Source organism: Roseovarius nanhaiticus, assembly GCF_900156535.1.
Classification (GTDB): domain Bacteria; phylum Pseudomonadota; class Alphaproteobacteria; order Rhodobacterales; family Rhodobacteraceae; genus Roseovarius; species Roseovarius nanhaiticus.
In genome coordinates this window covers 60,866-83,914 of record NZ_FTNV01000004.1, presented here as the reverse complement: position 1 = coordinate 83,914, position 23,049 = coordinate 60,866, and the positions used below count along the sequence as shown (strand labels likewise).

The 23,049-nt window shown below is 57.9% G+C and carries 18 protein-coding genes; 15 read left to right on the top strand and 3 right to left on the bottom strand.

All coding sequences use genetic code 11. From position 1 onward, the window contains the following. Nucleotides 1-279: 279 nt before the first annotated feature. The 5 genes from BW975_RS16100 (at nucleotide 280) to BW975_RS16080 (ending at nucleotide 7,561) form a co-directional block, all read left to right on the top strand. Nucleotides 280-561: a HigA family addiction module antitoxin gene (locus BW975_RS16100; protein WP_076535379.1), complete on the top strand. Its 282-nt coding sequence runs from the start codon at nucleotides 280-282 to the stop codon at nucleotides 559-561. Further along, nucleotides 558-3,308: a class I SAM-dependent DNA methyltransferase gene (locus BW975_RS16095; RefSeq protein WP_076535378.1), complete on the top strand. Its 2,751-nt coding sequence runs from the start codon at nucleotides 558-560 to the stop codon at nucleotides 3,306-3,308. The genes BW975_RS16100 and BW975_RS16095 overlap by 4 nt, the downstream gene beginning before the upstream one ends. Then, entirely contained in the window at nucleotides 3,305-4,336 is a 1,032-nt protein-coding gene (locus BW975_RS17970; protein ID WP_139194257.1) for a hypothetical protein, read from the top strand. Before BW975_RS16095 ends, BW975_RS17970 begins: the two co-directional genes overlap by 4 nt. 83 nt (nucleotides 4,337-4,419) lie before the next feature. Further along, nucleotides 4,420-6,387 carry a DEAD/DEAH box helicase gene (locus BW975_RS16085; RefSeq protein ID WP_244512619.1) on the top strand — a complete coding sequence of 656 codons (1,968 nt, stop codon included), beginning with the start codon at nucleotides 4,420-4,422 and terminating at the stop codon, nucleotides 6,385-6,387. Continuing rightward, nucleotides 6,380-7,561: a GIY-YIG nuclease family protein gene (locus tag BW975_RS16080; protein WP_076535375.1), complete on the top strand. Its 1,182-nt coding sequence runs from the start codon at nucleotides 6,380-6,382 to the stop codon at nucleotides 7,559-7,561. Before BW975_RS16085 ends, BW975_RS16080 begins: the two co-directional genes overlap by 8 nt. Nucleotides 7,562-7,577: 16 nt before the next feature. On the opposite strand, the gene BW975_RS18125 is transcribed toward BW975_RS16080, so the two are convergent. Then, nucleotides 7,578-7,754 carry a hypothetical protein gene (locus tag BW975_RS18125; RefSeq protein WP_170846615.1) on the bottom strand — a complete coding sequence of 59 codons (177 nt, stop codon included), beginning with the start codon at nucleotides 7,752-7,754 and terminating at the stop codon, nucleotides 7,578-7,580. 762 nt (nucleotides 7,755-8,516) lie between these two features. Here BW975_RS18125 and BW975_RS16075 point away from each other — a divergent pair. The 6 genes from BW975_RS16075 (at nucleotide 8,517) to BW975_RS16050 (ending at nucleotide 14,752) form a co-directional block, all read left to right on the top strand. After that, entirely contained in the window at nucleotides 8,517-8,912 is a 396-nt protein-coding gene (locus BW975_RS16075) for a hypothetical protein (RefSeq protein WP_076535374.1), read from the top strand. 122 nt (nucleotides 8,913-9,034) lie between these two features. Further along, nucleotides 9,035-9,256 carry a hypothetical protein gene (locus tag BW975_RS16070; protein ID WP_139194256.1) on the top strand — a complete coding sequence of 74 codons (222 nt, stop codon included), beginning with the start codon at nucleotides 9,035-9,037 and terminating at the stop codon, nucleotides 9,254-9,256. An 80-nt stretch (nucleotides 9,257-9,336) separates the two neighbouring features. Continuing rightward, entirely contained in the window at nucleotides 9,337-10,050 is a 714-nt protein-coding gene (locus BW975_RS16065; RefSeq protein ID WP_076535372.1) for a hypothetical protein, read from the top strand. Further along, nucleotides 10,047-11,981, top strand: coding sequence for an integrase catalytic domain-containing protein (locus tag BW975_RS16060; protein ID WP_076535371.1), 1,935 nt, complete (start codon nucleotides 10,047-10,049; stop codon nucleotides 11,979-11,981). Before BW975_RS16065 ends, BW975_RS16060 begins: the two co-directional genes overlap by 4 nt. 6 nt (nucleotides 11,982-11,987) lie before the next feature. Next, nucleotides 11,988-12,974, top strand: coding sequence for a TniB family NTP-binding protein (locus BW975_RS16055; protein WP_076535370.1), 987 nt, complete (start codon nucleotides 11,988-11,990; stop codon nucleotides 12,972-12,974). After that, nucleotides 12,971-14,752: a TniQ family protein gene (locus BW975_RS16050; RefSeq protein WP_076535369.1), complete on the top strand. Its 1,782-nt coding sequence runs from the start codon at nucleotides 12,971-12,973 to the stop codon at nucleotides 14,750-14,752. Before BW975_RS16055 ends, BW975_RS16050 begins: the two co-directional genes overlap by 4 nt. A 302-nt stretch (nucleotides 14,753-15,054) precedes the next feature. Here BW975_RS16050 and BW975_RS16045 read toward each other — a convergent pair whose 3' ends face one another. Beyond that, nucleotides 15,055-15,651, bottom strand: coding sequence for an SDR family oxidoreductase (locus BW975_RS16045; RefSeq protein WP_076535368.1), 597 nt, complete (start codon nucleotides 15,649-15,651; stop codon nucleotides 15,055-15,057). A 276-nt stretch (nucleotides 15,652-15,927) separates the two neighbouring features. On the opposite strand from BW975_RS16045, the gene BW975_RS16040 reads away from it, so the two are divergent. The 4 genes from BW975_RS16040 (at nucleotide 15,928) to BW975_RS16025 (ending at nucleotide 22,074) form a co-directional block, all read left to right on the top strand. Beyond that, on the top strand, nucleotides 15,928-17,601 hold the full coding sequence (locus tag BW975_RS16040; protein ID WP_076535367.1) for a Na/Pi cotransporter family protein: 1,674 nt from the start codon (nucleotides 15,928-15,930) through the stop codon (nucleotides 17,599-17,601). 212 nt (nucleotides 17,602-17,813) lie between these two features. Continuing rightward, nucleotides 17,814-18,833, top strand: coding sequence for a putative 2-aminoethylphosphonate ABC transporter substrate-binding protein (locus BW975_RS16035; RefSeq protein ID WP_076535366.1), 1,020 nt, complete (start codon nucleotides 17,814-17,816; stop codon nucleotides 18,831-18,833). A gap of 96 nt (nucleotides 18,834-18,929) precedes the next feature. Next, complete coding sequence (locus BW975_RS16030; RefSeq protein WP_076535365.1) at nucleotides 18,930-20,045, top strand: putative 2-aminoethylphosphonate ABC transporter ATP-binding protein; 1,116 nt, start codon at nucleotides 18,930-18,932, stop codon at nucleotides 20,043-20,045. 1 nt (nucleotide 20,046) lies between these two features. After that, entirely contained in the window at nucleotides 20,047-22,074 is a 2,028-nt protein-coding gene (locus BW975_RS16025; RefSeq protein WP_076535364.1) for a putative 2-aminoethylphosphonate ABC transporter permease subunit, read from the top strand. Here BW975_RS16025 and BW975_RS16020 read toward each other — a convergent pair. Then, complete coding sequence (locus tag BW975_RS16020; RefSeq protein WP_076535363.1) at nucleotides 22,071-22,943, bottom strand: LysR substrate-binding domain-containing protein; 873 nt, start codon at nucleotides 22,941-22,943, stop codon at nucleotides 22,071-22,073. The two genes, BW975_RS16025 and BW975_RS16020, sit on opposite strands and share 4 nt — an antisense overlap. Nucleotides 22,944-23,049: the final 106 nt, after the last annotated feature.

Genomic DNA, 23,049 nt, shown 5'->3' with positions numbered 1-23,049 from the left:
TCCTTCCGGGGCATGGTTCTCTATTTACCTTGCGGCAAACTTTCCTTAACCCCTCCCGGAATTTTCGTCCCTTATACCCGCTGTCAGCGTAGAGTTTCAGCAATGAAGGATACGGGCTGTTGCAAGGGTGAGATGTCGGCAATGTGTTTTGCACCCGAATTAGTGAACAGATGCACTACGAATTGCCCAGTGCATCCACACCCCTTTTTGCACCCTTCGCGCTCCTCCTGTTGATAATCGCCGATTATCACCATACGGTCCCGGCAACGAGGAGCATTGATGGATCACCCTGGTATCACTGTGCGCGCAGAGTGCCTGGCGCCTCTTGGCCTGAGCGTCACGGCCGCCGCCGCGATCTTGGGCGTTGACCGACAGACATTGAGCAACCTGCTCAATGGTAGATCGGGAATATCGCCGGAGATGGCCTTGCGGTTGGAAAAGGCATTCGGCGGGTCTGCCAGAGCCTGGATGGAACGACAGATGGAATTTGAGTTGGCTGGCATCATGGCGCGCGCGAATGAGATTGATGTTCAGCGCTACGGGGAGGGCACCGGCAAATGAACCCGGTCGAGATTGAACAGGCAATTTCCGATCTGGCCGAGGCGCCGTTTGATGCTGCCGAATTTCCCTATGCCTTTCTGGAGGCCTTCGGTCGCAAGGCGACCGAGATCAAGAGGCTGCGCAAGGCGGATACCAACAAATCCGACGTCGGTGGCGTCCTGCAGCGGGGCAACATCCACATCGCTACCTGTGCGCCGGGTGAGGTCTCCGCGACCCTCGCTGCGCTCAAGGCCAGCCCCGCCACCATCAGGTTCAAGGCCAGGTTCATCCTCGCCACCGACGGGCAGGAGTTCGAGGCCGAAGACCTGATCGGCGGCGATACCGTGGCCTGCGCCTACACCGATTTTCCCGATCATTTCGGCACCTTCCTGCCCCTCGCCGGTATCTCCACCGTCAAGCAGATTCGCGAGAGCGCCTTTGATATCAAGGCCACGGGTCGCCTCAACCGCCTCTATGTCGAGCTGTTGAAGGACAACCCTGCCTGGGGCACTACTGAAAAACGCCATGACATGAACCACTTCATGGCGCGGCTGATTTTCTGCTTTTTCGCCGAAGACACCGATATTTTCGCCGACGAGGATCTGTTCACCAACACGATCGACCGCATGTCGAACCGTGACGGGTCGAACACGCATGAGATCATCGGCGAAATCTTCCGCGCGATGAATACCGCAAACAAGGACCGCGCCACGGCAGAACTGCCCCGCTGGGCCGATGTCTTTCCCTATGTGAACGGCGGGCTGTTTTCCGGCTCCACCGAGGTGCCGCGATTTTCCAAGATCGCGCAGCGCTATCTCAGCCATATCGGCGGGCTGGACTGGACCAGGATCAACCCCGACATCTTCGGCTCGATGATTCAGGCGGTGGCGGATGAGGATGAACGCTCGGTCCTTGGCATGCACTATACCTCGGTGCCGAATATCCTCAAGGTGCTGAACCCACTGTTTCTGGATGATCTGAACGCAGCATTGGAAGAGGCGGGGGACAATGGGCGCAAGCTGGCCAACCTGCGCGCCCGCATCGCCAAGATCCGAGTGTTCGATCCGGCATGCGGGTCGGGCAACTTCCTGGTTATCGCCTACAAGCAGATGCGCGCCATTGAGGCTGTGATCAACCAGAGGCGGGGCGAGGCGGATCGCAGGACAGACATCCCCCTGACCAACTTTCGCGGCATCGAGATCCGGGATTTCTCGGCCGAGATCGCGCGGCTGGCGCTGATCATCGCGGAATACCAATGCGACGTGACCTGGCGCGGCCAGAAAGAGGCGCTGGCCGAGTTCCTGCCGCTGGACGCGCAGAACTGGATCACCTGCGGCAACGCCTTGCGGATGGATTGGCTGTCGATCTGCCCGCCCACGGGGACGGGGGTGAAGTTTCAGTCCGAGGATCTGTTTCAAAGCCCGCTGGATCAGGCGCAGATTGATTTCGAGAATGAAGGGGGCGAGACGTATATTTGTGGAAACCCGCCCTATTTAGGGGCGAAGTGGCAGAGTGGCGAGCAGAAGAACGACCTGCGAAGAGTATTCGAAGGCCACACGAGTAGCTGGAAATCCCTCGATTATGTAGCCGGTTGGTTTATGAAGGCTGCTGAGTATGGAAATCATACGGCCTCTGACGCAGCGTTTGTTGCAACAAACTCAATTTGCCAAGGGCAACAAGTGCCTATCCTCTGGCCTTGCATCTTCGCTACTGGTCAGAAGATTTCTTTCGCTCATACCAGCTTCAAATGGTCCAACCTCGCCAGTCACAATGCGGGGGTTATTGTGGCAATAATTTCAATCTCGAACCGCTCCAAGTCGACAAAACGCATTTACTCCACAACTCGAGATGGCCACATTGAGGTTAGACAAACCGATGAGATCAATGCATACCTCACGGCTGCTCCGAATATCATCGTTGAACCACGCCGCTTTCCATCAGACGGCCTATCAAGAATGCTTTTTGGCAATATGCCAAGAGATGGTGGACACTTAGTTCTCTCCGGAGAACAGCGAGAGACGCTGATAAATTGGGATCCACGCACTGAACGATTCATCAGACCCTATATTGGCTCGGAGCAGATGATCCAGGGTAAGCCGCGCTGGTGCATCTGGGTGCATGATAGGGAGGAGGACGAAGCGAGAAGTATACCATGCTTGCAGGAAATTTTTGCACAAGTGGAGAAATTCCGCTCGGGTAGTGCCGCAGCGTCAACACGTGACTTCGCCGAAAGATCCCACAGATTTGTCCAAATAGCCGGTACGGCGAAGAAACACTCACTGGCTGTTGCGAAGGTCTCGTCGGAACGGCGAGAGTTCTTGCCTGTAGATCTGTTTGACCACAATACGATCGTTAGCGATCTGTTGTTTGCATTATATGATGCACCTTTGTGGAATATGTCCATCATTTCGTCTCGAATGCACATGGTTTGGATTTCTGCAGTTTGCGGAAAATTAAAAACAGATTTTCGCTACTCCAATACTCTCGGCTGGAATACGTTCCCAATGCCAAAATTAACTGATAAGAACAAATTAGATTTGTCTAAAACTGCGGAGGGAATTCTCCTTGCGCGAGCAAGGCATTATCCCGCCTCCATTTCAGATCTATACAACCCTGACAGCATGCCTTCTGACTTAGCTGAGGCTCACCGTGAAAATGATGAAGTAAGTGAAAGGATTTTTTCAGGCCGACTCATGAAAAACGACAGCGACCGGCTTGAAACGCTTTTCTTTCACTATGCCAAGAAATATCAAGGGAGCACAGCTTGAGCACGAACTTGTTCTTTCAAAACGTTCAGGATAATAGAACGACTCTTTCAGAGCTTGATAGGCTGTACCGAAGCATTACTGCAGACCAGCTATTTTGCCTATTTGCATATGCAACAATGTCTGGTCTGCACACGTTTGAACTAAATTTCGGACAGGATTTTTGGGAAAATGTTCCGACACGCTGGTTATTCGGTGTTGATTATGGTCGAACCCAGCCTGCTGCGTTGCGCGCCATCATGAACAAGCCCAACGCAGAAGTTCGTATTCACGACGGCGAGTGGATCTGTACACAGGAAGGCTATGTCCCCAGACAAGATTTTCACTTGAAAATATCATACATGATTTCGGATAATCCGTTAAGATATGGTGTTGTTGCCGGTTCAGGTAATTTTTCGGCAAATGGTCTGACCAGAAGTGTGGAGGCAGGAATCTCTTGCGAGGTGTCCGGTGACTGCGATGGCGTAACAACACTACAACAAGGTCTTGATGCTGCTAACTCTCTTTGGGAAGCTGCTACCCCGATCTTAGATATTATTGATCAATATGATCAGGGATGGCGCAATTCATTCGCACGTCGACCAGATGGCGGGCCCGATATCCAAATACCAGGCGAGCGAAACACATTTTGGATTGAGGCGGGGTATGTAACACGAAACCGCGGGCCGCTCAGACCAGGAAACCAAATTGACCTCCCGAGGGGGATGTCGCACTATTTTGGAATTTTTCCAGCAGCAGACACCCCTCTGAACTCAGTCCTCGGTGAAATTGTGTTTCAGACCCCGAATGGACAAGTGGTGGAGCGGAACCTAAGGCTGGGAAACAACAGCATGGAAAAAATAACCTTACCTATCCCGGAAACTCATGGATATCAGATTTACGACGGAAAGATTATTGTTTTCCAACGGAACGGGGGCGCCTTTCAATTGCGCGCTTTGGAGATTGCTGACTTTGAAGCAGCGTATGGAGATCGCTTGGGTCCAGTTATGGAAATGGGAAGCGGCCGCTTATATGGGCACATTGAAGAATGAACGCGAAGAAATCTCAGACCAGTCCCGCGATTAAAGTAAAGTATTCGCAAAGCGGTTCAGCCGTCAAATCAAACGAGCTGGGCATGCGCGCCATGCAGGAGCGCGCCTATGAGAAGCGGGGTGAGCAGTACCTGCTCATCAAGTCGCCGCCCGCGTCGGGGAAAAGTCGGGCATTGATGTTCATCGCGCTGGACAAGCTGCACAATCAGGGGCTGAGACAGGCGATCATCGTGGTGCCGGAGAAATCCATCGGGTCCAGCTTTGCCGATGAGCCCTTGTCGAAGTTCGGATTCTGGGCAGATTGGGTGGTGCGGCCGCAATGGAACCTGTGCAATGCGCCTGGCGGGGATGATGGCAAGGTGGGCGCGGTGGGGCGGTTTCTGGAATGTGACGACCGGATCCTTGTCTGCACCCATGCGACGTTCCGTTTTGCCGTCGATCGGTTCGGGATCGAGGTCTTCGATGATCGCCTGATCGCCGTGGATGAGTTTCATCATGTCTCGGCCAACCCCGACAACAAGCTGGGCGCGCATCTGGGTGAGCTCCTTGCTCGCGACAAAGTGCATGTGGTGGCGATGACCGGATCCTATTTCCGGGGCGACACCGAGGCCGTGCTGACGCCCGAGGACGAGGCGCGGTTTCAGACCGTCACCTATACCTATTACGAACAGCTCAGCGGCTATACCTATCTCAAGACGCTCGATATCGGCTATTTTTTCTACAGCGGGCCCTATGCGGATGAACTGCTGAAGGTTCTCGACCCGTCCGAGAAGACGATCCTGCATATCCCCAACGTCAACTCCCGCGAAAGCACCAAGGACAAGCATCGCGAGGTCGAACACATCATCGACGCCCTGGGCGACTGGCAGGGCACCGATCCGGCGACCGGGTTTCAGCTGGTAAAGCGCCCGGACGGTCAGATACTGCGCATTGCCGATCTGGTGGATGACGATCCGGTCAAGCGCGACAAGGTAACGGCGGCCTTGAGAGACCCGGCGCAGAAGAACAACCGCGATCATGTGGACATCATCATCGCGCTTGGCATGGCGAAGGAGGGGTTCGACTGGATCTGGTGCGAACATGCGCTGACGGTCGGCTATCGCTCCAGCCTTACTGAGATCGTGCAGATCATCGGCCGCGCCACCCGTGACGCCAAGGGCAAGACGCATGCGCGGTTCACCAACCTCATCGCCGAGCCGGACGCATCCGAAGAGGCGGTGCGCGAGGCAGTAAACGACACCCTGAAAGCCATCGCCGCCAGCCTGCTGATGGAGCAGGTTCTGACGCCGAAGTTCGAATTCAAGCCCAAGAACCCGACCAACACGGCTCAAGAAGGTTTTGACTATGGCGAGGGGGGCTATGATCCGGGCAAGTGCAACGTCGGTTTCAATGAAGAACAAGGTACATTCCAGATCGAAATCAACGGTCTGACGCCGCCCAAGAGCCCCGAGGCCAACCGGATCTGCCAAAACGACCTGACCGAGGTGATCACTGCCTTTGTGCAGGACAAGACATCGATCGAACGCGGACTTTTCGATGAGGAAATGGTGCCGGAAGAGTTGACGCAGGTCCGCCTGGGCAAGATCGTCCGGGACAGGTATCCTGAGTTGGATGACGCGGATCAGGAGGCCGTGCGCCAACACGCGATTGCTGCGATGAACTTCACCCAGCAGGCAAAAAAATCCCTCGTCGGCGATGGCAGCGAGGCAGTCGTGAACACGGCATTCGTCGATGGCGTCCGCCAATTTGCGCTGAGCGTCCGGGATCTGGACATCGATCTCATCGACCGGATCAATCCGTTCAGCGAAGCCTATGCGATCCTTGCCAAAACCATGAGCGAGCAAAGCCTGAGGGATGTGGCTGCGGTGATCGAGGCCAAAAAGATTCAGCTGTCACCCGAAGAGGCACGAGATCTCGCCCGGCGCGCCGTGAAGTTCAAGCAGGACCGCGGTCGGTTGCCGTCTTTGACTTCGGCCGATGCCTGGGAGAAGCGGATGGCCGAAGGCGTCGCCTTCCTGGCCCGAATGAAGCAGGAAGCAATGAATGGGTAAAGGTTTCACCGACGACGACGATGCCCTCCTTGCTGAGCTTGGCATTGCAGTGGAGCAGAAAAAGCAGGTCAAACGAACACCCCGCGAAGAGCGAATCATTGCGGGGTTTGAGGACATCCAGAAGTTCGTCACCGAACAGGGCCGACTGCCGCGCCACTCGGAAGACGGAGACATTTTCGAGCGCCTCTATGCGGTGCGCCTTGAGCGCATCAGGGAGCTTCCGGAAGCCTCAGACCTTCTGGCAGAGTTGGACCATGGCAACCTGCTGGCTGACGCTGAGCCTGCGGAAGGCACCGACGACCTCGACGACGATGCCCTTCTGGCAGCTCTGGGTGTCGAGGTCGAGGCCAGCCCGATTACCGAGCTGAAGCATGTCCGCTCTGCCTCTGAGAGGAAGGCATCTGACGATGTCGCAAACCGCCAGCGATGCGAAGACTTCGACCAATTCAAGCCGCTGTTTGAAAAGGTTCAACGCGAGTTGGACTCCGGCGCGCGGGAAACCCGACCATTCGAGCTTAAAGCCGAAATTCGACAGGGGCGGTTTTTCATCGTCGAAGGCCAAAAAGCCTACGTAGCAGAGATGGGCGAGACGACGCTCACCGATCAGGGCCGCACCGATGCGCGATTGCGGGTGATTTTCGACAATGGCACGGAAAGCAATATGTTGATGCGCTCACTGCAGCGGGCGCTCAACAAGGATGACGCTGGGCGCCGAATTACGGAAGCTGGCGCCGGGCCGCTGTTTTCGGACGCTCCCGAAGAGGGCGATAGCACAACAGGCACGATCTATGTGTTGCGCAGCAAGTCCGATCATCCGCTTGTGGCCGCCAATCGCGATCTGATCCACAAGATCGGCGTAACGACCATGCCCGTGGAAAAGCGGATCGCAGGTGCGCAGCTGCAGCCGACATTCCTGATGGCGCAGGTGGAGGTCGTTGCGACCTATGAACTGTACAACATCAATCAGACCAGGCTGGAAAACCTGATCCATCGCATCTTTGGCAAGGCACAGCTCGACATCCAGATTGCCGATCGCTTTGGTCGTCCGACCTCCCCGCGCGAGTGGTTTCTGGTGCCGCTATTTGTCATTGATGATGCTGTAGAGAAGATCAGGGAGGGCACGATCACCGGCTATGAATACGATCCCGAAAGGGCGGAGTTGGTCGAGCGCTGACGCCTCCGGGCGTTACTCATCGACCAGCTTCCAGAACCAAAATATCGTCGCCATCCGCCCGGTTGCGGCTGAAGTTCAACTCCTCGCGGCTGAAGATGTTGATGAGTGGGGTCAGCGTGGTGACCATCTTGGCGCCGCGCCTGAACTTCTCGGTATCGTTGTAGTAAGCACGATCGATGACCTTCTTGAGCATTTCGCAAGCCGCCCGCGATGTAAAATTCGCGGCTCGCCTCCCGGATTCGTGCCCCGCATCCCTCAACTCCGCACCCCGGGGCCGCGTCTGATTCGCCCAATGGCGATTCCCGGGCGCGGAATGGTGAGGGATTCAAACTATCGTCCTGCAAGCGTCCCGTAGCACGCATCCATGAGTTGCGTGGCAAAAATGTCGCGCCAGCGGTCTGGAAATCGCGCCGAATCCGGGCTTTCTGCGATTCTGCGGAAAAGAGTCTGCTCGCCCGCTTTTTCAGGGTCACGCGGAGAATGGTGTTTTTATCCATATAATCAAATACTTAGCTTTTGGCGTGATTTGTGTGGGATCATTTTTCTCTCGACGGAAATGAACTCGACAAAGAAATTTTGGCCAAAATCAGCTGTTGCCGGGTGGTCCGAAATGGGTAGTTTCTCGGCCCCAAGCGAAGGCCGAACCGCAAATCACATGGATCGAGGCGCAGTTTTTTCTTCGTGAAACCGGCAATCAGCCAACCTCACAATCGACTACGCCGCAGCCCGGCGACCGACTTCGAGGAAAAGGTCAAGAGGAGAGCAACCATGATGGTCAACGGCACAGGATAGACCACCAGAATTCGCAAGCCCGCTCAATGTGAGGCCTGCATCCAGAGCCACCTGAAGACACCAGGGGCTCTCAACACGAAACCAGAAATCGGTATCGCCGCCTGCGGGCAGCGTCGGAGGGCATTCCGGCGAGCGGTACCAGCATGCCAAAAGGAGAAAGAGCATGAACTGCTTGTCAGATGGCGGGTTGATAATGCCCGAGCAGGTCTTGACGGGCCGCAAGATCGCCAAGGACCGGCGAAATCATTTCACCGGCCAGTTCACCTCTGGACCCGACGAAGGCGAGACCAGCGGCATCGAGAGCCACACAGAACTGTGCGGCGCGCATGTGATCATCGCGCGACCCGGTGTTGTGGGTCTCGAGAACCAGGTGCCGTGCGAGTGGCAGCAGTCGAATGGCAGGAAGGGTACCCACTACTTTGATTTCCGGGTTCTGATGGCCGACGGCTGCCGCCGCGGGGCGGCACGGGAAACCGGTGATCGGGGCGGTTCGATGGTTTTCTCAACATGCTTTTCCGCGCTTCCGGCAGAATCTTCTCAATTCCAAACAGAGGCTTAGAAGATTTCTGCCGGATTCGATTAGGGCCCAACGGCAAAACATCAATCTTCTCACAAGGATGGGGGAAATCTTGCGGTTGGTGAGAGCCAGCCGACAGCGAGCTTCAAATGGGAATGTACGAAATGCATACGACACATGAAGGCAATATCCGCCTGCCGCTCCCGCCCAACGGGGCGCGGGGCTTCAAGATGGGAGTGAAGCAACACTTCACCGACAGCCTCGTTGCGGGCGATGACGAGGGGCGACAGATGGACGTGGAGAGCCACACCGAGATGCTCACAGCGCTTGTGATGCTGGCGCGTCGAGACGTGGTCAACCTCGAGAACCAGGTCCAGTTCGACTGAGCCGACGAAGGCGGCAAGGCAACGATCCATAACCTGCCGGAAGAACCAGCCGGAACATCCCATTAGCGGAGGTCCAAACGATGCTATTCGAACACCACATTATCGACGGCGAGCCCGCGCGAACGATTTACAAGCGTGGTTTGCAGAAGAAGGTGAACCGCCAAGCCTGCCGAAAGGCCATTGGTATCGTCGACACCGAAAGCCTTGGTGAGTCGATCATTCTGGTTGCCGGTGAGGTCGACCCCAGAGTGCGGCGCATCGTTGCTCAGCCCGCCTCGTTTGATCTCAACACTGGTCAAGCCTATGCGAGCAAGGCTGCGCTCGTGGAAGCGTGTCGCGGCACACGCTACCGACCGTGGATCTACACCCCAGATTTTCTATTTGAGCTGACCAGCGGCAAGAACGTCTTCGTGGAAGGCAAGCACAGCCGATGGCTGCACGACAATCCTGAGTTCGAAGCTGTCAAGCGGGCCATGTCCGAGCTTGGAAACCGGCTCTCTGTCGTGACGGAGATGATGTTCCCTCCTGCTCTTCACCGGAATCTTCGAGTTCTCCGGACACTGCCGAACCGGCAGCTCGATCCGTCCGTGCGGAAATTGATTGAGACTCAGCTTCCCGACAATTTGACGTTCGGCACTGCACAGCGATCTTTTGGCCTGACAAGACAGAATGTATATGCGGCCCTCTTCCAAGGCCTTCTCGCGACAGACCTCGCGATCGCTCCATTCGCTGACCGGACCAATCTCTTCCGCACGGATGGCGACGTGACGCACCTTCAGGTTCTGCCGCTATGAACAAGATCCAGTCATATGATGGTCGCCACCTTCGCGATGGCGAAACCCTTTACCGCGTGATCGGCCGCGTTCATGGAAAGCCCTCGGTGATCCTCGATTTGAACGGGGCGCAGACAGAAATCACTCTCGAGGAGTATCATCGCCAGATCGGGCTGGGTAATGTCTCCGAGGGGCAGGAGCCAATTTTTTGCGATCGAGTATTCAATGACCAGGAAGCATTCGAAGCGGCTTTCCGTAAGCGCATCCTTGAATTGGTCGACCGCTATCAGGAATTGGGCCTCACTTGGGCTGAGATAAAAAATGAGATGGGGATCGAGCTTCAGAAAGACCCACGATTCGCTTCGCGATCTTCGAAGCTCCCTGCCGTTCGCACGATTCAGAAGTATCGCTCTGATTTCTGTGCGAAAGGCAATCTCGCCTTAGTAGATAAACGGTCTCAATCCGGAAATTACACTATCCGCTACGACGATATTTTGCGTGATGTCGTCCTCGATCTTCTCGAGGAATCCTATCTCGCATCCGACCGTATGACGATGACTGACCTGGCTTCGCAATCTCGGATCAATTATTTGAAGCGTTTTTCGGAAGAGCGGCCGAAAGAAGAGCCTGGAAATCATGGTCGAAAGGCCGTGGAGTCGATACTTGATGACTTCATTCCCCATTCTGACGTCTTGAAAAAACGGCTGGGAAAGAAGGTTGCGCGAAAGGCCCTACTCCAAGCTGGCAGTTTTCAAAAAATCGAACATGCCTATGACAGGCTTGAGGTCGACTCCACGCAGGCCGATATTTTCGTGATCTACGATGGTAAACTGATCAGGCCATGGCTCACGCTGGTTGTGGATGCAGCAACGGGCTTCATTGTCGGACTCGTGGTTTCTCTTGAGAATCCGACGGGTTTGACAACCGCGACCGCGCTCTTCGAGGCCATGACAGGGAATGATGAAGAGTTCTTCAATCGGTTCGGTATCAAGAATCGTGTGCACGTTGCCGGCTACCCCCTGACTGTCGTAGCAGACCAAGGCTCCGAGAACTCGGGCGAAATCATCGACCGCCTACTATCGACGACTGCCATCGAGCTGCAAAAGAACATCCCTGGACATCCGGAAAAAAAGCCATTTGTTGAGCGCGCCATGTCGACTCTCAAGACCTTCGTGACAAAGCTTGAGGGTGCGACTCAAACTCGGGAGCTCTCTTTCAAGGATCGTTACGATCGGGCCATCTCGGAGGCATGCTGGACTTTTGACGAGTTCATCCAGAAGGTTCAGGTCTGGCGCTACGATGTCTATGGCGCCCTTCCTCGCCGACGGGTGCAGTCGCCTCTGAAGCGCAAAGAGAGCCCGATCGAGAGCTGGCGTCGTCTTTCTACTGAAGCCTACGTCCCAGAACCGCCGAACAAACAGACGCTCGCCCAGATGTTTTACTGCCAGGCTGCAAAGAGGACTGTTCACAACTACGGTATCGAAGTGGGATATGTTCAGTATTCGTCGCCTCAGCTCCGCATGCTCAAGCAAAATGCAAAGGGCAAACTGGAGGTCGATATTCGGATCAATCCGGCCGATATCCGGGAAATTATCATGTCGCATCCGAAATCCGGAGAGACATTTTATGTTCCCTGCAAGGACCCCGAAATGCCTGCCATTTCCGTGGCGGAGCGGGACCGCATTATTGCTATGAATAGACGTGATCCCGATGACTACCTGTCTGCGCAAGAGGTTCTGGCTGCCTTGGTGGCGGGCAAGCACCACAAGCCTTCCAAGGCTACCTCCAAGGGGGGCAAGGCGCGACATGCCGCTCAGCGCAAGCGGCGCGACGATGAGATCACTCAGCGGAGCAACCGGTCGAGAAACCCAGCAGCTCCAGACATCGCCTCCCGCGCCACAATGCCGGTATTCGCCCCTAAGCGGCGCAACCGTATTTTACAACGAGGATAATCGACTGTGAACAATATCTCCCTGAAGGATCTGCGGATCTCACACGCGCGCTACGATAGGGCACTGAACCAGATGCTCGAGGCAATCGAGCTGGCAGGTTCGGACGGCACCTGCATTCCGTTTCTTGGGCCCACCCGCGTCGGTAAGTCCGACCTCATTTCAGCCGTAAAAAGCCAAGTGTCGAAAGACAGATACGGACCAGGGTACATTCTCCCTACACCAGATTTCCTCTACGGCGAGATATCACCCAAACCGAACGACTCAGAGCTCTATGCGTCCGTCATTCGCACTATGGGGCGTGTCGGGGCGAATTCAAAGCTCCCACTATTGCAGGACAGGATGTATGATCTGCTCGAACAGCGCGACGTTCGGATCGTGGCTCTCGATGAGTGCAGCCATTGCGCCGAGCCGGGTGCGAACCTCACCCGGCGCGCCGCGGCGGATCATTTCAAGACCATCATCGATCGGTCAGGTGTGATCCTCATCCTGATGGGCCTGCCAAAGGCCCAGCGCCTCATCGACGAGAACGAGCAATTTGCAGCGCGGTCCATGGCAACGATCGAGCTCAACCCTTATCGCTGGACGAACCCTGATGACCGCAACGAATTCACCACGGTAATCTACAGTATATTCGACTACCTCGAGGAGCGCGGCATCTCGCTCGAATTCGACTGGATCGACATGTCCCGGCGCCTCTTCGCGGCTTCCGGAGGTCGTGTCGGCATGGTAATCGAACTGCTTCAGGTCGCCGTTCGATCCACTGCGCGAGACGGTGTCTTGGCTATGTCGGGCATGGGGAAGGCAGCCGACATACGGCTTCAGGGCCTCTCTCGCCTTGCGCCGATCTTCAACCCCGATCCCCCGCAAGATGACGTTCTTCTTCGATCTTATGCGAAGGTCATGCGGGACGCGGGATTGCAGCTACCCGATCCGAATTCATCACTCGAAATTGATGCCTTCCGGGCTGCGCAAGAAGAAGCGCTTGCAGCATGACACCTGAGACACACGAAAGCCTTCTCGGCTACATCAAGCGACGGTCGGACGCGGAAGGCTTCCCTGAAGCAGGCGGTTTCCTAACGATGCTCGGGCAGTCCTACGGGCGCGCTATGGTCGAGGAGGCTGAGCGACTGGCCGAGGATCTCGATATTGACTTGGCGACGCTGGAGCCGATCCTGCCGTCCGCCCAGTCAAAAGACCCTGCGCTCGACTGGTCGTTCCATCGAATGCATCGCGACCCGGTTTGCCCATCATGTATCGCCGCCTGTCAACCTCGCCGGAAAGAGTGGCGACACGCTATGGTTTCGGCATGTGCCGAGCACGGCTGTCAGCTGATCGATGAATGCCCCGGCTGTGGGGGGCCTCTGACCCTGCTTGGTGACGGGTATGCGGGCTGCCTATGCGGCGCTCACTACGGCGATGCGAATGCTGTGCCAGCCAGCTCTCTCGAGACCGAATTCTCAAGGATGATAGCGGGGCGATCAGCCAAACTTGCGGGTGTTGAGCTTTGTGCAGACGACGGTTTGCACAATGCCCGCACGGTGTGGTTTTTGAGCGCAAACATGGCCAAGGCGCGGACCGGGAAAGAAGGCAAGTCGATCTATCCCAAGACCGTCACAGAAGCGCGCGCCTGGCTGAAACCGGTTGAAGCTCTCCTGCTCGATTGGCCAACGGCATTCGACGATCACGTCGTGCAAAGATGGAACGCTCCGGGTGCAGAGGGTATGACGGCCGCCATGCGGTTGGGCGCCTGGTATCGCGGTCTTCTTAGGCAGAAAGGTGCGTTGGCTAAAGCACTTCTGTCCCGGTGCCTCATCGTTGTCAGCACAGTGTGTGGTGACGCATACAAGACCAATCGTCATAAAGATGGCTCTACTTGGGTGAGCGCGGCTCAGGCTGGAGATATTCTGGGCATTCGGAGCGAGAGGGTTGTCGAGGCAGTTCGAGACGGAACGATGATTGGGTCGCAGGGAAGGTCAGGCACCGGTCACCTCCATACGATTGTCAGAATGCAAGATGTTGAAGAGGTTCACGAGCTACGAGCACGATCCGGGACCAAGGAAAAGGTCCGCAGCATCCTCGGTGTTTCGCGAAAACAATTCCAACTCATGGATGAGGCGAAGTTTTTTGGTGATGAATGCAGGATGCCACCGCATCCCTGTGTCGATGGTGTTTTCGACCTCGAAAATATCCGCAATATATTGGATAGAATCCGGCAGGGCCCCCGAGACGACAACGCAGATCCCGCTGGGCTCGTCTCCTTTCGGAAGATCAACCTGCGCAGGACGACCGATCGGACCGCGGTCCTGAAGATCTATCGCCTGATAGCCAACCGTGAACTTCGGGCGCTGAAATTCGCTCAAGATGATAGCCTCGGTGATGCCCTGTTCAGCGAAGCGGAGATCTCCCGTCTTTTGCAAGAGCAGGGCGGCGCGCGTGCATGGACTGCCGGAGAGATTGCGGGATTTTCCGGGTGGAAGCCCGAATGCGTTACCGGGTGGTGCGAGCAGGGTTTGCTTCAAGCGACCAGAGGAAAGCGAGGCTCTTTCAACGTCTGGCAGATTTCTGAGGAAGCGCTCTCCCGGTTCCGCCAGGAATTCCAGGTGGTCTCGGACCTTGCGAAGGAAGGCAAGACTACCTCGCGAAAGCTGCTCGCATCCCTCGCAGATCGCGGGATCTCCTCGGTCGGGTCGCAGCCGGTAGGGACATCATCCCGTGGGCATCTGATCCGAACCGGTGACATTGCCCGGATGATTGCGTTTCCGCCAACCTGATCGATCCAGTCGCGCACTATCTGAAAGCCGCCAGGGGATGCCTTGGCGGCTTTCGGCATTTCTGAGCGCTGGACTGCTGTCCAGATTCGGTATATCAAAATACAGGGCGATCGCCGACACGAAGTGGCACGCAGGACGCGCAATATTATAGGCAAATCGCGCAAGTCTTTGGGCAAACAGTGCGCAAACTATTGGGCCTGAACTGGCGATTTTCTCCAACGATCAAATGCAGAGCGCGCACGGCTACGCGGCATACTACACGTAGTGCCGAGGGCCGCAAAAACGGCCCTCGGCATATCGCGTCATACGGATTGCATCAGCAGGTTTTTCCCCTGCCAATCGGCATTCTCGACCGCATCGGCCAGCACATGGGCGACGTCGCCGCGGGCGGCCTTCGCCTCGACATCCACATCGTCGCCAAAGCGCATTTCTCGCGTCCCATCCTCGTCGGTCAAGGCGACGGGGCGCAGGATTGCGTAAGGTAGGCCAGACGCTTCGAGGTGATCATCAGCCGCGCGTTTGGCCTCGAGATAGTGCTGCATCTCGCCGCCTTTTTCGGGCTGCTCCGTGCCGACCGAGCTGAGCATGACAAAGCGCGATACGCCCGCCTTTTCAGCGATATCGACAAGGCGCTGCGCGCCGTCGCGGTCAACCTTGCGGGTCAGCTCCTCGCCGGTGTCTCCGCCTGATCCTGCGGCAAAGATCACGGCATCGCACCCATCGCAGACATCGCCCGACAAGTCCGTCAGATCCGCAACGCGGGTCTGCGCGCCCTCGGGCAGCACGCTGGTGTCCGAGCTTTCTCGGACCATGGCGATGGGCGTGTGCCCCATCTTCTGCAATTCGCCGACAACGCGGCGGCCCGTCTTGCCCGTGGCTCCTGCTACGAGAACTTTCATGGCAATCTCCTTTGTGTCTGATTTCAAACCGGTCACTGCCGGGCCAACATATGGGGCGCGTTTGCGTTCCGTCCGGCGTGATGGCGCAGGCCCAATCGGCGGCGCCATCGCGGCCCGGACTGGTCCAATGAGCTCAAGAATTATCTGGGATATCCGCCCGCTCTGTGCTTTGTAGCGTTTTTGTAACACCTAACAGCGCCTCCCGGCGGCCCATCCGGGAGGCTGGCGCCGCCCGGAGTTGGGGCAGCCCAGCCGCGCACGAGTCGGACCGAAATCATGGCGATTCTCACCTTTTTGCTGAACCTTGCGGGCGCCACGATGCTGCTGCTTTTTGCCGTGCGCATGGTGCGCACCGGGATCGAGCGCAGCTTCGGCGCGCAGTTCCAGCGGTGGCTGACCCAACGGGAAAGTCTGGCCGGATCGGGCGCGACGGGTGTCGTGATGGCCCTCATCCTGCAAAGTTCGGCGGCGGTGGCGCTTTTGGCCTCAGGCTTTGCCGCGGCGGGATACCTTTCGTTTCCTGCCGGGCTCGCCGTGGTGTTGGGCGGCGATCTGGGCTCGGCTCTGATCATTCAGGTGCTGTCCTTCCGTCTTGACTGGTTGATCCCGCTTTTGCTGACGGTCGGCGGTTGGCTGTTCATCAAGACGGAAGGGCGCAAATGGCGGCAGGCGGGGCGGATCCTGATGGGCATCGCCTTCATCCTGATTTCGCTGCAACTGCTGCGCGCCACGATGGAGCCGATCAAGGATAGCGCGTTCCTGCCCGCGATTGCCGAGTATCTGGCGCGTGATTTCATCACCGCTTTCATCGTGGGGGCGGCGCTGGCCTTTGTCATGCATTCCAGCGTCGCGGCAATCCTGATGTGCGTTACCCTCGTGCATATTGGCGCGATCCCCTTCGCCGCTGGACTGTCTCTGGTGCTGGGCGCCAATCTGGGCAGCGCCGGTATTCCGGTCTATCTGACGCGCGGCATGAACCCCGAGGGGCGGCGCATTCCCCTGGCCAATCTGGCGCTGCGCGGCACCTGGTCGCTGGCGGCGCTTTTGGGAATTAACCTTGGATCCGATCCGGCCCTCTTGATCATCGCGGCGCCGGGTCAGTCCCTGATTTACGCGCATGTCGCATTCAATCTGTCACTGCTGCTTGTGGGTCTGACGCTCTGCCGCCCGCTTGCGCGGCCCTTTGCGGCGATGCTGCCGTCCAACGCGCAGGCCGCGCCCGAACAGCATGAGGAGGTGAGCGTGCTGGATCACGATGCGGTGCACACGCCTCAACTGGCCATTGCCAGCCTCAAGCGCGAGATCTTGCGGATGATGGGCCTGGTCGAGCGGATGTATGGCCCAATCCAATCCCTTTACCAGGAAGGCGACCGGGCCCGCATGCGCGCGATCAAGTTGCAGGACAGCGCAGTCAACGCCGCGCTACTGTCAATTCGTCGCTATGTCGCGGATATCCCCATGGACAAATATACCAAGGAAGAGGCCAAGATCGTGCGCAGTCTGATGGAATACGCCATCCGGCTTGAGGCGGCGGGTGATCTGGTTTCGGGACAGTTTCTGCGCACCGCGCAGGAAAAGGAAGAGGGCGGCGTGCAGCTGTCCGACGATGGCTGGTCCGAACTGCGCCATATGTTCGAGGCGGTCCGCGCCAATTTCAAGCTGGCCAGCAATGTCCTGATTTCTGACGACCTGGAGAGCGCACGCCTGCTGGTCATGGAAAAGACCGAGATCAAGCAAGAAGAGCGTCGCAGTCGCAAGCGCCACCTTCAGCGCCTGTCCGAGGGCCGCGCCGACAGCTTTGAGTCCAGCGATATCCACCTCGAGACCTTGCGCGCGCTGCGCGACATGAACGGCCATATCTCGGCGGTGGCTTATCCCATCCTCTACCGCAACGGCCAGTTGCTGGAGACCCGCTTGATCCAGACAATGGAAGACGATCCGGATCAATAGCATGTGAAGCCACCTGCGCCGCAACCTATGCGGGCGCAACCTGCGCCAATGCCGCGCGAACAACCCGGTCCATAAGCTAAACTAATGGGTTGATAGGTTAATTCGGCTATGCATGTGGGTCATTCTGTCACAGTCTCGTTTCACAGCGGTCCTAAGAAGGCCGCAGAAGCAATCAGGCTGGCGTCTTGCCGGCTACAACAGTGGAGACTATCATGACCCTCAAACTGACTTCCGGTTTTGCGGCCCTGACGGCAGCCCTTTTGGCCACCGCGGCGTCCGCCGAGACCGAGCTGACCGTCTATACCGCCGTCGAGGCCGAGGATCTGACCCGGTACGCGGCCAAGTTCAATGAGGTCCATCCCGACATCACGATCAATTGGGTGCGCGATTCAACCGGCGTCATCACGGCCAAACTTCTGGCCGAGCGTGACAATCCGCAAGCCGATGTCGTATGGGGTCTGGCCGCCACGTCGCTATTGCTGCTGAAATCCGAAGGCATGCTAGAGCCCTATGCGCCCGAGGGCGTGGACAAGCTAAGCCCGAATTTCGTCGACAAGGACAATCCTCCCGCGTGGGTCGGCATGGATGCCTGGGTCGCTGCGGTCTGCTTTAATACGATCGAAGGCGACAAGTTGGGCCTGACCGCACCGACGTCGTGGAAGGATCTGACCGATCCGCAATACGAGAATCACATCATCATGCCGAACCCGAATTCTTCGGGCACCGGCTTCCTCGACGTCTCCAGCTGGCTGCAGATGTTCGGCGAGGAGGAAGGTTGGGCCTATATGGATGCGCTGCACAACAATATCGCGCGCTATACCCATTCCGGCTCGGCGCCTTGCAAACTGGCCGCATCGGGTGAAATTCCGATTGGTATCTCGTTCGCTTTCCGCGGCGCCAAATCCAAGGCGGACGGCGCGCCCATCGACATCATCGTACCCAGCGAAGGCGTCGGCTGGGACATGGAAGCGACGGCCATCGTCGCCGGCACCGATAGCCTTGAGGCCGCGCAGAAGCTGGTCGATTTCACCGTCACCGAGGATGCGATGCGGATGTACAATGTCGGTTATGCCGTCGTTGCCATTCCCGGCATCGCGCAGCCGGTCGAGCATTTCCCCGAAGGTCTGACGGATGCGATGATCGACAATGATTTTGAGTTTGCGGCGAATAACCGGGCCCGCATCCTCGAGGAATGGCAGTCGCGTTACGACGGCAAGTCGGATCCCCAGTGATCCGGGCCTGATCCAGATACCGAGGGGCGGCGCCCGCGCTGCCCCTCATCCGCGACCCTCAAACCAGATTTGAAATATCCCGAAAGGACGCGTCCCGTGACCGAGGCGACCGCAGCCCCCGCTTATCTGAAAATCGAGAACCTGTGGAAAGCCTTTGGCGACTTCTTGGCCCTCAGCGACGTATCGCTGGCGATCAAGGAAGGCGAATTCGTTTGCTTCCTGGGCCCCTCGGGCTGCGGCAAAACCACTCTTTTGCGGGCCATAGCGGGGCTGGACCTGCAGACGCGCGGCAAGATCGAGCAGGGCGGCAAGGACGTATCGAACCTGCCCCCGTCCGAGCGTGACTTCGGCATCGTCTTTCAATCCTACGCGCTGTTCCCGAACCTGACGATCGAGCGCAACATCGCGTTCGGGCTAGAGAATACCGGGCGGAAAAAGCCCGAAATCGACGCGCGCGTCACCGAGCTTCTCGGCCTTGTCGGCCTTGAGGAGCAGCGCAAGAAATATCCTGCGCAACTCTCGGGCGGGCAGCAGCAGCGCATCGCGCTCGCCCGCGCCATCGCCACCAACCCGGGCCTATTGCTTCTGGACGAGCCGCTCTCGGCGCTCGACGCCAAGGTGCGCATCTATCTGCGCCACGAGATCAAGGAGCTCCAACGCAAGCTGGGCGTGACGACCGTGATGGTCACGCATGACCAGGAAGAGGCGCTGTCGATGGCCGACCGGATCGTGGTCATCAACCACGGCCGGGTCGAGCAGGTCGGCACCCCGACCGAGGTCTACCGCCATCCCAGTACGCTGTTCGTCGCCGGATTTATTGGCGACATGAATCATTTCGATGCCGCCTCGGCCGGGCCCGGCCGCGTGCATGTCGGCGACAAGGTGATCGAGACCGAGCCGCATAGTTTCTCGGATGGCGACGCCGTGATCGTCGCGATTCGCCCCGAGGATGTGATCCCGCACGGCGCCGAGGCCGGCGCTTCGGGTGAGGTCGAAACCGAAGGAAACACCCTCGACGTCGAAGTGACCGAGATGGAGTTTCTGGGCTCTTACTGGCGCTGCCGTCTAGCGTCACCGACCTTCGGCAAAGGCGAGCTTTATGCGAACTTTTCGATGAACGCGGTGCGCCGGCTGGAACTGAGCGAGGGACGCCGCATGATGATCGAGCTGCCAAAGAGCCGCGTCATGGTCTTTGCGGCGGACGAGGGCTGAGATGCAGAGCGAACCGCTTACCAACGCATCCGCGACAATGCCGGACGGGCCCGCCATCCGTGGCAAGCTGAGCCGCGATGACCTGCTCATGCGTGGCGGGATGATCGTGATCGCAGCCTATTTGCTGATCACGTTGGTCATGCCGCTCTTCGTCATGTTTTCCAAATCTCTCTCGACCTACCGGTTCGATTTGGCCGCGTTCGAATTTCAGGTCAGCGACGAGGCCGGGCAATTCGACGGCCCTGTCCTGACCGGCGCCGAGCTGAACGCGCAGACGGGGGCCTATAGCCCGGATGATCTGAACACGAACTCCGATGGCCGCCTAAGCGTCACCGCCTTTTTCCCTGATTTCAGCTTTCGCAGCCCGGTGGAATACCGCATCCGCAGCATTGGCGAGAGCGGTCGCTATCTTGTCGGCTCGACGCTTTATACCGGCAGTGAGTGGCAACAGCTGGACAGCAACACGTTCCGGCGCGTGTCCTTGCGGCCCGTGCAGTCGCGCGGGATCAGCAATTTCGTCGAGTACTTTTCGACCCCGGCGCTGTCTAACTCGATCAAGAATTCCTTCTGGATCGCGACGATCAGCACCCTCATCACCGTCGGCCTCGCCTTCTGGTTCGCCTACGCGCTCAACCGATCCTGCATGCGGTTCAAGGGTGTCTTTCGCCTGATCGCGATGATGCCCATCCTCGTGCCGTCCCTCTTGCCGGGGATCGCGCTGGTCTATCTTTTCGGCAATCAAGGCATGCTCAAGGAGCTGTTGTTCGGCGCGACCATCTATGGCCCGATCGGGATCATCATCGGATCGGTCTTTTTCACATTTCCGCACGCGTTCATCATCATTTCCACGGCCCTCGCCATCTCGGATGCGCGCCTTTACGAGGCGGCGACGTCGCTCAGGGCGTCGCCCTGGCGCACCTTCTGGACCGTCACGATTCCCGGCGCGCGCTATGGCCTGATCTCGGCGGCCTTCGTGGTCTTCAATCTGGTCATCACCGATTTCGGCCTGCCAAAGGTGATCGGCGGGCAATTCAACGTACTGGCCGTCGATATCTACAAACAGGTCATCGGGCAGCAGAATTTCGAGATGGGGGCCGTCGTGTCGGTCGTCCTTGTGATCCCCGCAATCCTCGCCTTCGCCGTGGACCGCATGGTGCAGGCGCGGCAAGTCTCATCCCTCTCGGCGCGGTCGGTGCCGTTTCAGCCCAAGCTGGATGCGAAAATGGACCGCCTGTTTTTCATCTACTGCTGCCTTGTCGGCATTTTCATTATTGGCATCCTGGCGGTCTGCCAATTCGCGGCGCTGGTCAAATTCTGGCCCTACGATCTCAGCCTCAGCTTGCGCAATTACCAGTTCGACCGCATGGATGGCGGCGGCTGGGAGGCATATTACAACTCGATCAAGCTGGGCCTGTTGACGGCGGTGATCGGCACGGCGGTCATCTTTTTCGGCGCCTATCTGGTCGAAAAGTCCAAGGGCTTCCGCACCGGGCGCGCGATCTTTCAGGGCTTTGCGATGCTGCCCATGGCGATCCCCGGCATGGTTCTGGGCCTTGCCTATATCTTTTTCTTCAACAATCCCGAGAACCCGCTGAACGTGATCTACGGCACGATGATCATCCTGGTCGTGTCGACCGTCACGCATTTCTACACTGTCTCGCATTTGACTGCCGTGACAGCCCTCAAACAGATGGACGGAGAATTCGAGGCCGTGTCGGCCTCTCTGAAACAGCCCACCATGAAGCTGTTTGCGCGCGTCACGGTCCCCGTCTGCCTACCCGCGATCCTCGACATTTCGATCTACCTGTTCGTGAACGCGATGACGACGGTCTCGGCCGTGGTGTTTCTCTATTCGACCGATACCGCGCTGGCCTCGATCGCGGTGTTGAACATGGACGACGCGGGCGATATCGCCCCGGCGGCGGCGATGGGGATGATGATCTTCTACACCAACGCCTTCGCGCGGATCGTGCACCTCATTGCGTCACGCGGCATACTGGGCCGCACGCAAGCTTGGCGGACGCGCTAGGCGGCGCCACCACTTGGCCGTGCGAACTCCATGAAGGTGCGGATGACCCGCACGTCGCGGCGCTGTCCCAGATGCACGATGGTCTCGCGCATGCGGATATCGACGCCGTTCAGCGGAATCTGCACCAGCCGCGTATCATGCCCGAACTCGGCCAGCGAAACAAAGCCGATGCCTGCCCCCGAGGCGACGATCTCGCGCACCGCCTCGCGTCCCTCGGCGACGATGCCGGGCGCCATGGTCAGCTTTTGGCGCGCGACTTCCTCCTCGATGCTGGCGCGCGTTTTGGATCCATGCTCGCGCAGGACCAGGGGATATGTCAGCGCCTCGGTCAGAGTCAGTCCGGCCTCGGGCGCCTGCAGCAGGCCACGTGCGGCAAAGGCGATAATGGGCGTTTGCCCGAGGTCCAGCAGCTCCAGATCGGGGCCGGTTGGCGCATCGCCGATGACGCCGATATCGGCATTGTAGCCGCGCAGTTCGGCCAGGATCTCTTCGGTATTGCCGCTGCGCAGCGATACAGTGACGCCGGGATATCGTTGACGAAACTGGCTGAGCAGGTCGATCACGTGATGGGCACTGTCGGCGACGATGCGCAATTCGCCCTCAATGGCGGCGCGCGTCTCGCTCATATAATCCGCGATGCGCTGTTCCACCTCAAAAAGCTGGCGCGTCAGCAGGAACAGATGCTCGCCCGTCTCAGTGAGGCGCACACGCTTTCGCTCGCGATGAAAGAGCAGGACGTCATGCTCCTGTTCCAGTTTTCGCACCTGCTCGGAAACGGCGGGCTGGGTCAGGAACAGCGCCTCGGCCGCGCGCGAAAAGCCGCCATGCGCGGCGACGTAGTGGAAAGCGCGCAACTGGCTGTGGCGCATTTGGGCAACCTTTCAAACGGCATAAGTCAAGCCTATGCATTAATTGATTATTGCAATTTTACATATGGAGACCCATCCGGCAATCGTGATGATACAATCGCAAAAT

Bases quoted from the DNA above. Each gene is read 5' to 3' on its own strand.
- BW975_RS16040 (WP_076535367.1), top strand. From the start codon at position 15,928: ATGGCGATTCTCACCTTTTTGCTGAACCTTGCGGGCGCCACGATGCTG.
- BW975_RS18125 (WP_170846615.1), bottom strand. From the start codon at position 7,754: ATGCTCAAGAAGGTCATCGATCGTGCTTACTACAACGATACCGAGAAG.
- BW975_RS16035 (WP_076535366.1), top strand. From the start codon at position 17,814: ATGACCCTCAAACTGACTTCCGGTTTTGCGGCCCTGACGGCAGCCCTT.
- BW975_RS16020 (WP_076535363.1), bottom strand. From the start codon at position 22,943: ATGCGCCACAGCCAGTTGCGCGCTTTCCACTACGTCGCCGCGCATGGC.
- BW975_RS16065 (WP_076535372.1), top strand. From the start codon at position 9,337: ATGCTATTCGAACACCACATTATCGACGGCGAGCCCGCGCGAACGATT.
- BW975_RS16075 (WP_076535374.1), top strand. From the start codon at position 8,517: ATGAACTGCTTGTCAGATGGCGGGTTGATAATGCCCGAGCAGGTCTTG.
- BW975_RS16085 (WP_244512619.1), top strand. From the start codon at position 4,420: ATGCGCGCCATGCAGGAGCGCGCCTATGAGAAGCGGGGTGAGCAGTAC.
- BW975_RS16095 (WP_076535378.1), top strand. From the start codon at position 558: ATGAACCCGGTCGAGATTGAACAGGCAATTTCCGATCTGGCCGAGGCG.
- BW975_RS16025 (WP_076535364.1), top strand. From the start codon at position 20,047: ATGCAGAGCGAACCGCTTACCAACGCATCCGCGACAATGCCGGACGGG.
- BW975_RS16100 (WP_076535379.1), top strand. From the start codon at position 280: ATGGATCACCCTGGTATCACTGTGCGCGCAGAGTGCCTGGCGCCTCTT.
- BW975_RS16070 (WP_139194256.1), top strand. From the start codon at position 9,035: ATGCATACGACACATGAAGGCAATATCCGCCTGCCGCTCCCGCCCAAC.
- BW975_RS16060 (WP_076535371.1), top strand. From the start codon at position 10,047: ATGAACAAGATCCAGTCATATGATGGTCGCCACCTTCGCGATGGCGAA.
- BW975_RS16080 (WP_076535375.1), top strand. From the start codon at position 6,380: ATGGGTAAAGGTTTCACCGACGACGACGATGCCCTCCTTGCTGAGCTT.
- BW975_RS16050 (WP_076535369.1), top strand. From the start codon at position 12,971: ATGACACCTGAGACACACGAAAGCCTTCTCGGCTACATCAAGCGACGG.
- BW975_RS16045 (WP_076535368.1), bottom strand. From the start codon at position 15,651: ATGAAAGTTCTCGTAGCAGGAGCCACGGGCAAGACGGGCCGCCGCGTT.